Here is a 14,003-nt window from a genome sequence, read left to right on the forward strand (position 1 = left end):
TGATTTTGTAATCGCTGAGTTTGCTATATTTTACAGGCATTACAGAACAAATCTATCCAATTGTTCCGGTCTTAAGCCATAACAATAATAGGTTGTATAAATTTTGAAAAGGAGATTTTATACAACCTGAGTAATGCCAGCCCTGCTTGCACATTTCATAAAACACGCCTTTCAGGCACTAATTTTATGAAAAGAGCAATCACCCTCCGCACTTTTTTGCCCACCCGCAGGAAAACGTAAAAGGGTTTTTCAATTCACAAGAAATGAACATTAATTCACAACATATCAAGGTTATTCACATTTTCAACCGATTCAACTCTCCGATTGATTCAGTCAGCGTTCTACGAACGGATTTTTCAACTCGATTCTTCCGAAGGACGGACAACACACACGCCCGAAGCTCTGCAACGGGCGACCTTTTCGATGTCAACGGGGGATTCCCCCGCCGTTTACTAGATTTACTGACCCGATTCGACTTTTTTTCAAAATAAGTTCGAGCTTCATCCAAAATACACCACAAGTATTGCCACGAACGCGGCAAAACCCCTGCTCTTTCGCACAGCGGGCAAAGCCAAGCTGGCTTCAGCTTCGGGAACAATGAAAAAGGCGAACGAAGTGAGGGCCGGCTTTTGCTTGTGTCCTCCTTTTGCTTTTTGCCGCACAGGCGGCAAAACCCCTGCTCTTTATCGCAGCGACTTTGCGCAGCTCGCTTCGAGTTCAGGAGCAATAAATAGATCGAGCGAAGCGCAGGCGACTTTGACTTTGTGAGCAGTCCCTCCTAGAACGGCTTCTTGCCGCGCAAAGGGCAAAACCCCCGAGGAAGCAGTGATAGCAGTATTATAAGTGGCGCGGGGGCTGTAAGTGGGTTTCGCTTGGCGAAAAGAGGCTCCTCTAAACCGAAAAAGAGGTTCTGTATGTCACATTCTCGTCTTACCTCACCAGGGTGACGAACCCGGTTAAATCTTCTAGTTCTTCAACGGACAGAACATAATAGTAGGTTCCTTCGGAAAGATTATCGGGTGACCAATCATTCAAGTAGTTCACCCGACTGTAGACTTGAGTACCCCAACTATTAAAAATGCGAAAGGAATTCATGCGCCCTGCGAGGCCCTGAATGATGAACACATCATTTCTGCCATCACCGTTGGGTGAAAAAACATTAGGAACGCTAATATCGCAACCCTCGTTTTGATTCTCCAAAACAAAAGCGGTTTGGTCAAGGCACCCTTCCTCGTCTCTCACCGTAAGATCATAGGCTCCTGCGGTCAGGTTGTCGAAAAGGCCGTTTTAAAAGAAATCAATTCCATTAATGGAGTACTCCAGGGCTCCTGTTCCGCCAGTGGCGGAGAAGACGACTTCGCCATTGAATTCATCACAAGTGGGTTCAACAAAGTCATCTACCAAAAGCTCCAAAGGTTCTGCAGTGATTACTTCAACCTTTATGGAATCTGAACAACCCAAAGAATCCTCTACAAAGACCGAATACAAACCTGATGGCAATTCGGTGAACACTCCGTCGGGTTGAAAAGGCCCGCCATTTAGGGCGTAGGTGAAGGGTGGGATTCCACCAATCGCCTCTACCGAGATGTTTCCGGCGCCACAGGAGGAGGTTGCGGATACACTGTCTATTCCCAGTGAAGGAATAGACGATAAATACTCGTTTTTAATTGCGAGCCCGGCCGCATCACCGGGGAGTGAGCAAATAAAAGAAAAGCCTACGTTTGGCCATATAAACTCGTAATGCCCCGAGAAACCGTCTTTGTCTATATCGGGTACCGTTACAAATGTCCTGGTATTTCCGCAAACCTCAACCCAGTAGGACAAGCCATTATTGTTGATAAATGGTCCTCCAAATAAAGCCGCCGTGAATGTAAAAGAAGCAGGAGGCGTCGTGTCCACCTGAACAAGGAGATCCGGATTGGTTGTAATTGTAATAATTTGGCCGTCGTAGAAGGTGAGGTCTCCAATGATTCCAGCACCGATATTTCCGAGGTTCAAAACTTGATTTGTGTTCAAATCAAGTGAAAAGATTTGACCATTGGCGTTACTCGCATATAATACTCCTTCGCTATCTGCCGTAAGACCTCTGTAATTCGAGAATCCGGATTGAGCGGGCAAGGTCACTATTGGAGTGAGCATCCCTGAAGTTGTATCAATTCTTAGAATTCCTCCGAAGACCGATATGACATAAAGTTCACCGCTTGGGTCAAAAGTTATATCAGTCCCATCTTGTCCCGGTATCGCTTGATGACTGACGAGCAACGTGGCCAAACCTGTATTCACGTCGACCCGAAATACCTGTCTATTTGTGTTGTAATAATAAAGTTCTTGTGCCTTCGCATTGCTTGAGAGGACCACAAACACAAAGGTCAAAATGTAAAACGTAATGGCACGCAATGCTTTCATAACGGACTGGGAACCGGTCATAAACCAACGTGGAACGCTATCCGGATATCAAGATCGTAATGCTGAGCGTATTCGATCAGGAAGAACATTTGTTCGCAGCTTTGCAGGCCGGAGCCATAGGCTATTTACTGAAAGGTGAACGCCCTGCGGAGATCGAAAATGCCCTCTATGCGGCACTCGACGGGCGTATGCCGATGTCCCCAGCCCTGGCACGGCAGACTCTGGCGTTCATGCGAGGTGCGGATCGTGCCGTAGGCACAGAAAAATTAGAGACCTTTAAATTGAGCAAGCGCGAGGTCGAGCTTTTGCAGCATTTGGCTGAGGCCAAGACTTATCAGGAGATCGCCGACGCGTTGTTCATAAGCACCAAGACCGTACGCAACCATGTGCACAGTATCTACAAAAAGCTGCAGGTACAATCCAAGGCCGAGGCCGTTCAGAAGGCCTTGAAGAACCGCTGGTTCTGAAATTTGGTACAAACGTCCTATTTACACGCGTAAGGCATCGTAGTACTTTGGCTGTGAACCAACGAACCCGCCAAAGTCATGATACGAACTTTACTTTTTGCCGTTACCTGCGCACAAGCTCAAAGCTGGCAAAACCTCGGATTCTTTTACGATACACAAGACCTCGTGTGGGAAAAGCCGCGCATCGATGTATCGGCAGACGATGGGGTTATGGTTGCCTCGTTCAACTCGCGAGACGCCGGAAGATCGGCTTATGTTTCGGCCGATGACGGCGCCAGCTGGTCGGTGATGGACAGCGACTTTCAGCACAGCTATGTGGGCTTCGACGCCCAGAACAACATGTACATTGTTACCCGAAAAAAGCAATCGGGAGCAAGTTTGACCTATGTCGATTCCCTATACTACTCTAGCGATAACGGCTCAACACTACAGCCATTGGCCGATTTGCCCGATTGGAGCATCAACGATCGAAACTTCTACATCGATGCTCAAGGTCGGTTTTACACACCGTCGAACTCCATGAATGGAGACCTCGATTTTTATTTGCGACGATATCAAAACGGCTCGGTGTCCGACTCCATCATTTCGCCCTTTGCCATAGGGTCCGATGCTATGCAGGCCATGATCCTAACGAGCAATGGGGTGTTGGTGATCAGTACCTTCAATGCCGGGGTGTGGAAGAGCACGGACGGTGGCGCCTCGTGGGTCGATGCCACGGACGAAACGGAGTTAGGTACTTCCACCTTTGCTTGGTTTACCGAGGGTGCATCGGGCCGATTGTACTTGGCGGGGCCATCGTTCCGGTACTCGGATGACGATGGCGACACGTGGGTGAGCCATGGGTGTGGAACAACTCCTTGAGGTGGATTCAGCAAGGCCAGGGCCACTACGGGAGGCCCCTTTTACGCCTTGAGCCCGTTCGCAGGGATTTACGAATCGACCGACGCCACGAACTGGACACAAATATCGCCGGCGAACTGGAGCGTAACGGATGCTAATATCTCCGACAACTATTTATACGTCGCCGCGAACGACTCGGTCTGGCGGATGCCCGTGAACAATCAGAGTTCGAGCATTGACGAATTGGAGGAGTTGCTCCGGGTGAAGATCGGGCCGAATCCGGCCGCAGGCCGCCTTCACATTGCGTGGGAAAGCGATGGGCCCATGGAAGGCACTTGGCGGCTAATAAACGCCTATGGGCAAGTTGTAGATCTTCACTCTTTCGAGGGCCAGGGAGGGCTCAGTGCCATCTTTGACGTAGCACTACAACCGGCCGGGGCCTACTTCCTGGTGCTCGAAAGTTCGGAGGGTGCCCTTTCGAAACCCGTGATGGTACAATAGCCCTTTGGCCCACCCGGTACTGCGCATCAAAATCACCACTTTACTGGTCCTTCTTGGACTCACCGCACTAGCTCAGCCGTACAAGGCAGGGCTGGAGCGTTTTCTGGGCGATGTGCGCGCGGGTGGCAACGGAATTGCGGCGGAGTTTTCGAATGAGATCAACGCCCTCTCGGGCGGAAGTGCACGTACGGCGGAAATTACGCAGTTCCCGGTTTACTTTCAACGCGGTTCGGAAGCTTTGGTCGGACTCCTTTTTGCTCGAGTTCTAGCTACTATGTGGCCGGTCTGCGGTTCTCGTACCGGGACGATACGTGGGATGTCACGGCCATAGGTGTTCCCCCTTTTTCTGTTTCCTACGATTCCATTAAGCTTTACTTGCGCGCGGTCCGAAATGTACTATCGTCCAACGAAGAGGACTTTTTAGATATCTCGGGGCCGCAGTGCGATTGTCCGGACGATTCGTTTATGGAGCAGGTAGGTACACTATTCATGGATTTCAAAAGCACCGTTTTAGAAGCCAACGGGGATGAGCGGGATACGCGGTCGTACGGAGCGGTGCAGCGCATTTGCTATCGATCGAAACAGTCAATTCCCTGGACGTGGGGAAGCTATTTAATCGGGTACGGCGAAAGTCGTGATCGCGAATTCCGAGCACACTTGATCGAGCCCAGCTCGGACATCGACTGGGAGGCTCAAAAACCCAACCTCATCAAACAGCTGATCTTACTTGAATACGCTTTGGCTACTCGTTCTGAGATCACTATTTCGGAACAGCACTACATGGAGCGGGCCGGAGTTAGCGGGGAGCGCGTATTGAATAAGGAATACAAGGGCGTTTATTTCGACGATTGGTGGATGGTGAGTGTAACCTTCGAGAATATTGACCAATGGGTCATGCACTGGGAGGCCAAGCGCACACCGAGGTCGAAACTAAAGCCCGCAGGTTTTCGTACGCCGGAGTTCGATCTTACCGGAGCATATGAGTGCTTGTCCGGCGATTGCCAAGGAGGCGATGGTAAAGCGAAGTTTTTGGAGCCCGATCGCACCTATTCCGGGCCATTTTTCAATGGAAAACCACATGGAAACGGAGTGCTGGAGCTCGATCCGGGATTAACGGTCAAGGCCAACTTTGAAGAGGGACTCGTGAAGGACTCGGCAGTGTTCATCGGCCCGTAGGGCCAGAAAACCATCATTTATGCGCCGGAGAGTCGATCAGAGTGGGCGCAAAGCCTGTGGATGCCCGACGTTGGAGCCATATTCAGCATGGTGCAGACGTCAAAAACTTGTACTACGCTGAAAAGGAAGACCGGAACGATTTGAATGAGTATTTCGAATCGTTCCGCAATGACCTACGGGCAAAAGGCTATACAAAAGAGAATATGGATATCCTCACCGGTGGTTACAGTAGTCTCGGACTGTGGGAGCGTGAATTTTTGTTAGTACTCGACCCCGAAAGCGACCATGCTGTGTATACGGCTGTTCCATTGAGGATCTCTATGAAAGCCCTGAACTATGGAGATGCAGAACGCATAAATCCGTCCGATGAAATGCCATTTAATTTTAGTGACGAACACTGGTCTTTGCTTCAGCAGGTAATTAAGTTGGTTATCGAAGAAGCACAAGACCCGCCCGATAGTTATTGGCGAACTGAGGTTGAATCGGACCGCGCGGATTACAGTAAGTTCAAAAGTAGCTACGACTGGAATGCCGAAGGGGTTTCGTTCTATGCCTATCGACACTTAGACAATGAAGAAAAGGTGGATATAGAGCTCGACCTGAGTGAAATTGCCATAGACGGGTTAACCAAGAAGCAAGTTGCATCACTTGCGATGATTTGTATTCAAGAAGAGCTTTTCAGAAAAGGGTATGTTCGGACTGTCGCCTTTGAAAATAGCTTCGAGCACGATGCTTTCATGATCAAAAGAACCTTTGCCGGTGAGGTTATCCCAAATCACGTTTTGAAGGCAGACTTTTCAAATGAGCACCTGATGATTAGAGCAGAAGACGTCAAAACTCCACTTGAGCTCTTTTTGCCTCCCGGTCCATTGACCGATGCCTCCGGAAATGAATATAACGTACTGCGAATCGGGCGATATGAGATCACGGAGCCCAATTTGCGCACGACTCGATTTAATAATGGCGACTCTATTCTGGTGGTATCAAATGGAGATGAGTTTTTCGCCTACTGTGCTATGCGGGTACCGGCCGCCACATATGCCGAATTTGACCCGGCGAACGCTTCATACGGTCTGTACTACAATGCCGCCGTTCTTTATGACCCGAGGGGAATAGCGCTGAATGGTTACAAAGTGCCCAACTACGATGATTGGTACAATTTTACATTGGAACTTAACCACCCGCGAGAAGCCACCTTGCTAAAAGCTGATAGTACTTGGCCCGAATCGAGTTATACGACGAATACTTTTGGGTTCAATGCCCTTGCTGGCGGTAGAGTTGATCGCAATGATTTCGAAGAGTTCGGTTCATGCGCTTATTGGTGGGAATACAGCCCAGAGCTCAAAAAGCCGGAGGTTGAGGACGGTAATTGGGGTTTTGTTTTCCGTTCTTTCAAAATGGTGCAAGGAAAAACACTAACGCCGGGGGTATTTGAACCCTCATTTTTTACTTCATATGACTTTGGACAAAACATCAGACTGATAAAATCCTTAAAAGAAAAACCATGAGCGTATTTTCAAAAATCGTATTCGGTTTCGCCTTGACCGTTGGAATTACTGTGCAAGCCCAAGAAGTTATGACGGACCACGATGGAAATGAATACCGGATAGTGCAATTTGGCGAGCGTTGGATCATGGCTGAGAACTACGCCGGTACTAAATTTAGAAATGGTGACCCGATTCCCTTTGCAAAGGATGAAGAGGCCTGGAAACAAGCAATCGCCGAAGGAAGTCCGGCTTACTGTAAAATCGATGGAGGTGGTGATGGATATGAAGAAGCTTCGGGCTATCTCTATAATTGGTTCGTGATCAATGACCCAAGAAGTTTCGGCCCCGAGGGCTGGCATGTGACTACCCGCTCTGAGCTGAGGTCCCTACTACTCAATGGAGGAGGCGTTTATAAAAAAGATCTTTGTCGCTACTATTACAGTGTAATTGAGCACGACTGGAAAAAAGTGCAGAAGCTCAGCACCAAAGAAAAACTCAATATCAATAATGGCCAATACCAATTATTGATCAACGCAAGCGGATTCCGTTCCACGGACGGAGAGTATAGGACCCCAACAGAAGCTCGTTTGCTGGTGGCCGAGCACGATTATGTGTTCAGTTTCGATGACAATTGCCTCAAAATCGCTGAGATAGGTCGTGATGTTGGAATCGGGTGTTCCGAACGTTTCGTGAGGGATTAAGCGTTGTATAACAACTCGTAATACTCCTCCAACATACGTTTAACATCGAATTGAACGCGCGTTTGCCGAATGCTTTCGCGCATCATTTCGACCCACTTCGCTTTGTCGTTGTAGTACGCCGGAATCACCTCCTCCTGAAGCACTTTGTACAGCGCTGCTAGGTCGTGTGCATCGAGCACTTCGTAATCGTCCGACTCGAAACCGTCGCCAAATTGCCAACCCGTTACGCCGTGCTCACAGGCTTCGGGCCACCATCCGTCGAGGATACTGAAGTTCAATACTCCATTCATGGCGGCTTTCATTCCCGAGGTGCCCGATGCCTCCATGGGGCGACGGGGGTTGTTCAACCAAACATCGGATCCGCGGGTCAGTTGAGCACCGATCTCCATACCGTAGTTTTCGAGGAAGACTACACTATCCGGATACTTTTTACTCATAGCAACCAGGTTCTTCACGATTCCCTTACCGGTGTCGTCAAAAGGGTGTGCCTTACCGCTGAAAACGATCTGCAAGCACTGGTCTTTCAATAGTGGCTCAATGACTTCCGGTTCGTTAAAGATGAGGTCGGATCGTTTGTACGGTGCTGCTCGACGCGAGAATCCGATAAGGAGTTTCTCTGCGTCGAGCTGAGCCCCCGTACGTTCCTGAATGAAGGTTACCAGATTCTTTTTATTTTCTTGATGGCGCTCCCAAATACCCTCGCCTTTTTCAGCTGCGTCGAGCATTCCGTTATCTACCCAAGTAGGAACGTGGATGGCGTTTGTAATGGCCTTGATGTCCGAACGGCCATCAACGTGATCCCACATCTTGTTGGCCGTTTCACCGTGAAGCTGAGCCACGGCATTCGACATCTTAGATAGACTCAGGGCACCTACGGTCATGTTGAAAGGAGACCCTCCCAGGGCCACGAGCTGCTCAATGGTCATGCCCATGTTCGCTCCCATATACATGAGTCTATCGATAGGGTGAGATTCGTTCCCCTGTACTACCGGTGTATGCGTAGTGAATACCACCTCATCGCGGGTTGCTTTCAATGCCTCTTCGTGCGACATTCCTTGCCGGCGCTTTTCACGAATCAGCTCAAATCCTGCGAACAAAGCATGACCCTCATTGAAATGATAAATATCAACTTCGATCCCTAATGCACGCAATGCTCGAACACCTCCGACACCCAGCACGAGCTCTTGAGCTATGCGCTCTTCGCCAAACCAACCGTACAACTGCCCGGTGATCCAACGCTCTCCATTCTCTTCGATATCGATGTCGAGCAAGTACAACGGCGCGTTGTCGTAACGTTCTGTTTTCCAAACCTTGCAGTGGATCTCGTGTCCACGAATCTCAACCGGCACGATAATCCCCGTGTCTTCCAATAAGGGGTACTCGTAATTGTGGTAGGTGTCGTACGGCTTTCCGTCGGCGTCGATCCGTTGATCGGTATACCCTTGTTTCCATTTTATTCCGATGCCCACGATCGGAAAATTGTATTGTTTAGCCCCTTTCATGTAGTCACCGGCTAAGATTCCGAGACCTCCGGCGTACATCTTAAATTCTTCGTGTAGGCCGTATTCCATACAGAAATAGGCAACTTTGGGTTGATCATTAGAGCTCATCAATGCAGCACTTTATCGTTTGTTGGTATCAAATTAAAGGAAAATTAACTTGGTGTAGCTTTAACACTAAGTAAATTTGTGTTATGTTTGCTTTATTAATTGAAGAAACACCATGAGCCTTAAAAAGCAATTCCTAAAAACAAAGCCGGTTTGCAAGGTGACCTTTTCTTTGCCTTTCGAAGCAGCACCTGATGCTTCTGAAGTTTTTGTGGCCGGTGAATTCAACGGTTGGTATCCGAAAGAGACCCCGATGAAAAAATTAAAGAACGGAACGTTCAAGACCGTCGTTGATCTGGAAACGGGACGCGACTATGCCTTTCGTTATGTGATCGATGGAAAGATGTGGGAAAACGATTGGGAGGCAGATGCATACCGCCCGAACGACGTTTCCTTCGACGATAACTCCATCGTTTCGCTTTCATAGTACTCGGGCTTCAAGCCCACTCTTCTTTTTGTGTAGTGACCGCATTCGAACTGATGTCGAGCTGAATGAGCTCGGCCAGTTCGGTTGCGGATTTCTTAACTGCTGCATTCAGGTGATTCGCCACCACGAACTTGAACACGAAATCCTGAAGCCTATTGATCTGCGGAGTTATTCCAATGCGTCAGTGAGCTTTAAATAGCGCGCAGTACCCTTGAACCACTTCTCCCGGTCCGTTTCTTCATCGACTTTTTCGATCCTAGCCACGAGCCTATTCGTAGCTAAATAATTCAAGCGATCGTAATCGAGGTAGGTAGCGGCATTCCATTTCTCGATGGCACCCGCATAACGACCTGGCTTGGTAAAGTTGAAGCCGTTCTCCGTATCGGTGAAGATCTCCTCGAGCTTGTACTCGAAAACCGTTTCCAAATTCCTTTGCAACACCTTGGGCACATTGAGGTGGCTATTCCGCATGAGGTTCAGTAGGCTAAAGCTCGAGTCGTAGATCTTTTCGTAGGAGGCCATGGCGCGCTCCTCCTGTTCGCGAATCACTCGCTGCAACTAACGTAGCTGCTGATCCTTGAACAGGTCGAAATACGAGAAACTCTTCTCCTTGAAGTACTTCTTGATGATGTCGATACAATCCGACAAATTCCCCGCGTCAAAAGTGGCCGCGGCCAGATCAACAATAGAGTCGAATTCCTCCGGCACCAACTTGGTCGCCGTACTGCCGATCAAGTGGTGGTTACCCAGGTACAAAATGGCGAAGCTGAACTTCTTTTCACTCATGGTCACCCGGGAGCGAACTCGCGTAAAACCCGCTGCAAAAATGTACGTTCCCATTTTACTTCTGTGGAACCAGTCGCTCGTACAGTCGTAATTCAATACAGTGATCTCCTGCGAACTGTCCTCGAAAAGGGAGTCCACCGCATAGTGCATTCCCACCTGAGTCAGCGTAAGCACCTTGGGTGCCACGTCGTTCAGGTAGATGTCCTCTCCGGTACCCTTTTCCGGGATATTGCTTTGAGCTTTCTTCAACCGCTTTAAGAATCCGGCCGTCAGCCTCCTCTTATTCACGCTTTCCGCCAACTGTATTCCGCGTGCTGCGTACTGGAGTATCTGAACCGTTTCGATCCCCGAAATATCGTTGAAGAACCAACCACAGCTCGTAAACATGTACAGGCTGTGTTTTTGCATTTCCAACAACCGGTTAAAACGCGTGACCTCCTCCGTTCCAAGCCTTTTCTTCGTATGATCTTCCACGAATCGCTCATGCGTTTCAAGCGAGCGTTCGTAGATCACCTCCACATACTTATTTCGAACGCTCCAGGGCATGTCCACATAATCAGACATCTCGCGTTCATAAATATCGGCGAACTGATCGCTGAGCCAATCCAATGCCTCGCGTAAACCTACGCGCCACTCTTGATTCCAGTGGCCGGGACCACTGGTATGGCAGCCGCAATTGCTCCGCCAACGCTCAACACCATGAGCGCAGCTCCAGCTCGAATCCTCCACGATCTCCGCCTCATATTCGGGCGGATACATCGCCAAGTACTGGCTGTAGTTGGTCATCTTTGCGCGGCCCGACTCCTCCAAAAAACGCATACAGTACGCCAATGCCATATCGCCATTCTTATGATGGTGGCCGTAACTCTCACCATCCGTAGCAATATTGATCAACTGCGGCTCCTCGATCGATTCGTCAAAACCGGAAACCAAGTTCTCGGCAAAGAATCCTCCGTCGTTCAAATACCCCTCAAAGGCCACCCCTTTGCTTCGTTCGCCGTCGTAAAAGAAAATACTGATTTCTCTGCCTGTCGGCAGGATGATCGTGTACGGTCTACGTGAGTCGATTCCGTCAGCCCATTCACTCTCTCCCTTTTTCCGAAAACGCTTTGCCTGATAAGGCGAAAGCACGGTGAACTTGATGCCGAAATCGACCAAAACTTCCAGCGTCTCGGTATCCACAGCCGTTTCCGCAAGCCAAATTCCTTCGGCATCTCGCCCAAAGCGCACCTTAAAATCGTGCAAGCCCCAAAAAACCTGCGTCTCCTTATCGCGCCGATTAGCCAGAGGCATTATAATGTGATTGTACACCTGAGCCATGGCCGACCCGTGGCCATTGAAATACTTCATGCTCAACTTATCCGCATCCAAAATGGCCTGATAGGCTTTAGGGGCATGCTGCTCGAGCCAGGATAAAAGCGTTGGCCCGAAGTTGAAACTCATTCGGGCGTAATTATTCACGATATCCACGAGCTTACCCTGATCGTTCAAGATTCGACTCGTGGTATTGGGTCCGTAACACTCGCGCATAATGCGCTCGTTCCAGTCGTGATAAGGTGCCGCCGACTCCTGTATCTCGATCTCATCGAGCCAGGCGTTCTCGCGCGGGGGTTGATAAAAATGTCCGTGAATACAGACGTAAGGTATCTTCCTCATGAATTATGCATTGCTTTTCTTCAGAAAGGTCACACCCAAGGGCGGCACCTTCAGGTCCAAAGAATACGGTCGGCCATGCCAACCGCTAGAGTTCGTTTCCAGTGCTTCTCCATTGATAAAACCACTTCCGTAAAAACGCCGATCATCGGTATTCAGTACCTCGGACCAACGCCCATCCGAAGGTATTCCAATGCGGAAGCTTTCGCGAGCTACAGGAGTAAAATTCGCAACGATCACCAAGTCGTCCTTCGGATCGAAGCCATGGCGAATCCAAACCAGTGTTCCGTTTACGTGATCACTGTGATCGATCCACTCGAATCCTTTTTGCTCATAAGTTCTTTCGTATAGTGCAGGTTCGCTTTTGTAAAGCTCGTTCAGCACTTTGATCATTTCGTATTGTCCTTTGTGCGGTTCGTATTTAAGTAGATCCCACCGCAACTGTTCGTCGTGTTTCCATTCAAACGGCTGAGCGATCTCGTTGCCCATGAACGACAACTTGCTTCCCGGGTGCCCCATCATGTAGCCAAACAGCAACCTCAGATGTGCAAACCGCTGCCACTCATCACCCGGCATACGCTCCAACAACGAACCTTTTCCGTGTACCACCTCGTCGTGCGAAAGGGGCAGCATGAATTTCTCCGAGAACATGTAGGTAAGGCTAAAGCTGATCTCATTGTGGTGGTACTGACGGTACAACGGATCTTTTTTGAAATACTCTAGGGAGTCGTTCATCCATCCCATCATCCACTTTTTCCCGAATCCGAGTCCGCCCAAGTAGGTCGGTTGGGTAACCCCCGGAAAACTGGTACTTTCCTCGGCTATGGTTTGCGCCCCCGGAAAGTCGCGGTAGACAACTTCATTCATTTGCTTCATGAAATGTATGGCTTCCAAGTTCTCTCTTCCTCCGTGCTCATTGGGGATCCACTCGCCTTCGTTGCGCGAGTAATCGAGGTACAGCATCGAAGCCACGGCATCGACCCGCAAGCCGTCGGCGTGAAACTCTTCGAACCAATATCGGGCATTACTCACCAAAAAGGCGAGAACCTCATTGCGCCCATAATTGAAGATGTACGAGTTCCAGTCGGGGTGAAACCCTTTGCGTGGATCGGCGTGTTCGTATAAATGCGTTCCGTCGAAGCGGTAAAGTCCATGTGCATCGCCGGGATAATGACTTGGAGCCCAATCCAGGATGACTCCAATGCCTGCGGCATGAAACGCATCTATGAGGGCCTTTAGATCCTCGGGAGTCCCGAATCGCGCCGTAGGCGCAAAATAGCCGGTAATTTGGTAGCCCCACGAACCGAAGAAAGGGTGCTCCATTACGGGCATGAATTCAACGTGAGTGTACCCCAGTTCAACGACATAAGGTACGAGTGCGTCGATGAGTTCGCGGTAGCTGAGCGAGTAGCCATCGGCATTACGGCGCCAGCTTCCGAGGTGCACTTCGTATACCGACATGGGCTCTTGAAGCACTTTTTTGTCGGCCCGTGCCTTTAGCCACGCGTCGTCGTTCCAGGTATATTCGGACCGGTGGATCACGCTGGCCGTTTTGGGCGGCATTTCCCACCTACGGGCAAACGGATCGCCTTTTTCGAGTTCCTCCCGCTGGTTTGCCCGTATCAAATACTTGTAGGCGTGGCCTGGGTTTGCGGCCGGAATAAACCCTTCCCATATGCCGGAACTGTCCCACCGCACGTTCAACTTATGTCGATCGCGGCTCCACTCATTGAAATCGCCCATGACCACCACCTCATCGGCATTAGGCACCCATACCGCGAAGTAGGTTCCGGCCGTGCCGTTGACCTCCATCGGCGTGCTTCCGAATTTGTGGTGTAGTGCGTAGTGGCTGCCCTCGCGAAACGATTGAACATCACCGTCGTTGAAGAGCGAAAAAGACTGTACGTCCGAATCCATATTGATCTGGTTCTAGGCTACTCTAAATAACAAAA

Annotated in this window: 14 protein-coding genes; 8 read left to right on the forward strand and 6 right to left on the reverse strand. The window is 49.6% G+C overall.

Features of this window, described 5'->3' with window-relative positions; genetic code table 11:
- Positions 1–930: 930 nt before the first annotated feature.
- Together J4F31_04695 and J4F31_04700 are read right to left on the reverse strand one after the other, a co-directional pair.
- Positions 931–1,200 (reverse strand): gliding motility-associated C-terminal domain-containing protein, encoded by a 270-nt coding sequence (locus tag J4F31_04695; GenBank protein MCE2495862.1) that lies wholly within the window; start codon positions 1,198–1,200, stop codon positions 931–933.
- 87 nt (positions 1,201–1,287) lie between these two features.
- Positions 1,288–2,406: a hypothetical protein gene (locus J4F31_04700; protein MCE2495863.1), complete on the reverse strand. Its 1,119-nt coding sequence runs from the start codon at positions 2,404–2,406 to the stop codon at positions 1,288–1,290.
- Between the two features lie 29 nt (positions 2,407–2,435).
- Between J4F31_04700 and J4F31_04705 the strand changes: the two genes are divergently transcribed.
- The 7 genes from J4F31_04705 (at position 2,436) to J4F31_04735 (ending at position 7,578) form a co-directional block, all read left to right on the forward strand.
- Entirely contained in the window at positions 2,436–2,873 is a 438-nt protein-coding gene (locus tag J4F31_04705) for a response regulator transcription factor (protein ID MCE2495864.1), read from the forward strand.
- Between the two features lie 78 nt (positions 2,874–2,951).
- Positions 2,952–3,734 (forward strand): exo-alpha-sialidase, encoded by a 783-nt coding sequence (locus tag J4F31_04710; GenBank protein MCE2495865.1) that lies wholly within the window; start codon positions 2,952–2,954, stop codon positions 3,732–3,734.
- Positions 3,735–3,782: 48 nt separating this feature from the next.
- Complete coding sequence (locus J4F31_04715; protein ID MCE2495866.1) at positions 3,783–4,214, forward strand: T9SS type A sorting domain-containing protein; 432 nt, start codon at positions 3,783–3,785, stop codon at positions 4,212–4,214.
- 4 nt (positions 4,215–4,218) lie between these two features.
- Positions 4,219–4,545 carry a hypothetical protein gene (locus J4F31_04720; protein MCE2495867.1) on the forward strand — a complete coding sequence of 109 codons (327 nt, stop codon included), beginning with the start codon at positions 4,219–4,221 and terminating at the stop codon, positions 4,543–4,545.
- Positions 4,491–5,390, forward strand: a complete 900-nt coding sequence (locus J4F31_04725; GenBank protein MCE2495868.1) for a hypothetical protein — start codon at positions 4,491–4,493, stop codon at positions 5,388–5,390. The genes J4F31_04720 and J4F31_04725 overlap by 55 nt, the downstream gene beginning before the upstream one ends.
- A 41-nt stretch (positions 5,391–5,431) precedes the next feature.
- Entirely contained in the window at positions 5,432–6,898 is a 1,467-nt protein-coding gene (locus J4F31_04730; GenBank protein ID MCE2495869.1) for a fibrobacter succinogenes major paralogous domain-containing protein, read from the forward strand.
- Positions 6,895–7,578 carry a hypothetical protein gene (locus tag J4F31_04735; GenBank protein ID MCE2495870.1) on the forward strand — a complete coding sequence of 228 codons (684 nt, stop codon included), beginning with the start codon at positions 6,895–6,897 and terminating at the stop codon, positions 7,576–7,578. The genes J4F31_04730 and J4F31_04735 overlap by 4 nt, the downstream gene beginning before the upstream one ends.
- Here J4F31_04735 and glgP read toward each other — a convergent pair.
- The gene (gene glgP / locus J4F31_04740; GenBank protein MCE2495871.1) at positions 7,575–9,188 is read right to left on the reverse strand and encodes an alpha-glucan family phosphorylase; all 1,614 of its coding nucleotides are present in this window, start codon (positions 9,186–9,188) and stop codon (positions 7,575–7,577) included. The genes J4F31_04735 and glgP overlap by 4 nt on opposite strands.
- A 112-nt stretch (positions 9,189–9,300) precedes the next feature.
- Between glgP and J4F31_04745 the strand changes: the two genes are divergently transcribed.
- Entirely contained in the window at positions 9,301–9,612 is a 312-nt protein-coding gene (locus tag J4F31_04745) for an isoamylase early set domain-containing protein (protein MCE2495872.1), read from the forward strand.
- A 168-nt stretch (positions 9,613–9,780) separates the two neighbouring features.
- On the opposite strand, the gene J4F31_04750 is transcribed toward J4F31_04745, so the two are convergent.
- The 3 genes from J4F31_04750 to glgB are packed head-to-tail and all read right to left on the reverse strand — an operon-like array spanning position 9,781 to position 13,968.
- Entirely contained in the window at positions 9,781–10,161 is a 381-nt protein-coding gene (locus J4F31_04750) for a hypothetical protein (protein ID MCE2495873.1), read from the reverse strand.
- 9 nt (positions 10,162–10,170) lie between these two features.
- Complete coding sequence (locus J4F31_04755) at positions 10,171–12,054, reverse strand: DUF3536 domain-containing protein (protein MCE2495874.1); 1,884 nt, start codon at positions 12,052–12,054, stop codon at positions 10,171–10,173.
- A gap of 3 nt (positions 12,055–12,057) precedes the next feature.
- Entirely contained in the window at positions 12,058–13,968 is a 1,911-nt protein-coding gene (gene glgB / locus J4F31_04760) for a 1,4-alpha-glucan branching protein GlgB (GenBank protein MCE2495875.1), read from the reverse strand.
- Between the last annotated feature and the right edge of the window lie 35 nt (positions 13,969–14,003).

Source organism: Flavobacteriales bacterium, assembly GCA_021296215.1.
GTDB lineage: Bacteria > Bacteroidota > Bacteroidia > Flavobacteriales > ECT2AJA-044 > ECT2AJA-044.

Bases quoted from the DNA above. Each gene is read 5' to 3' on its own strand.
- glgP (MCE2495871.1), bottom strand. From the start codon at position 9,188: ATGAGCTCTAATGATCAACCCAAAGTTGCCTATTTCTGTATGGAATAC.
- J4F31_04735 (MCE2495870.1), top strand. From the start codon at position 6,895: ATGAGCGTATTTTCAAAAATCGTATTCGGTTTCGCCTTGACCGTTGGA.
- J4F31_04755 (MCE2495874.1), bottom strand. From the start codon at position 12,054: ATGAGGAAGATACCTTACGTCTGTATTCACGGACATTTTTATCAACCC.
- J4F31_04745 (MCE2495872.1), top strand. From the start codon at position 9,301: ATGAGCCTTAAAAAGCAATTCCTAAAAACAAAGCCGGTTTGCAAGGTG.
- J4F31_04710 (MCE2495865.1), top strand. From the start codon at position 2,952: ATGATACGAACTTTACTTTTTGCCGTTACCTGCGCACAAGCTCAAAGC.
- glgB (MCE2495875.1), bottom strand. From the start codon at position 13,968: ATGGATTCGGACGTACAGTCTTTTTCGCTCTTCAACGACGGTGATGTT.
- J4F31_04700 (MCE2495863.1), bottom strand. From the start codon at position 2,406: ATGAAAGCATTGCGTGCCATTACGTTTTACATTTTGACCTTTGTGTTT.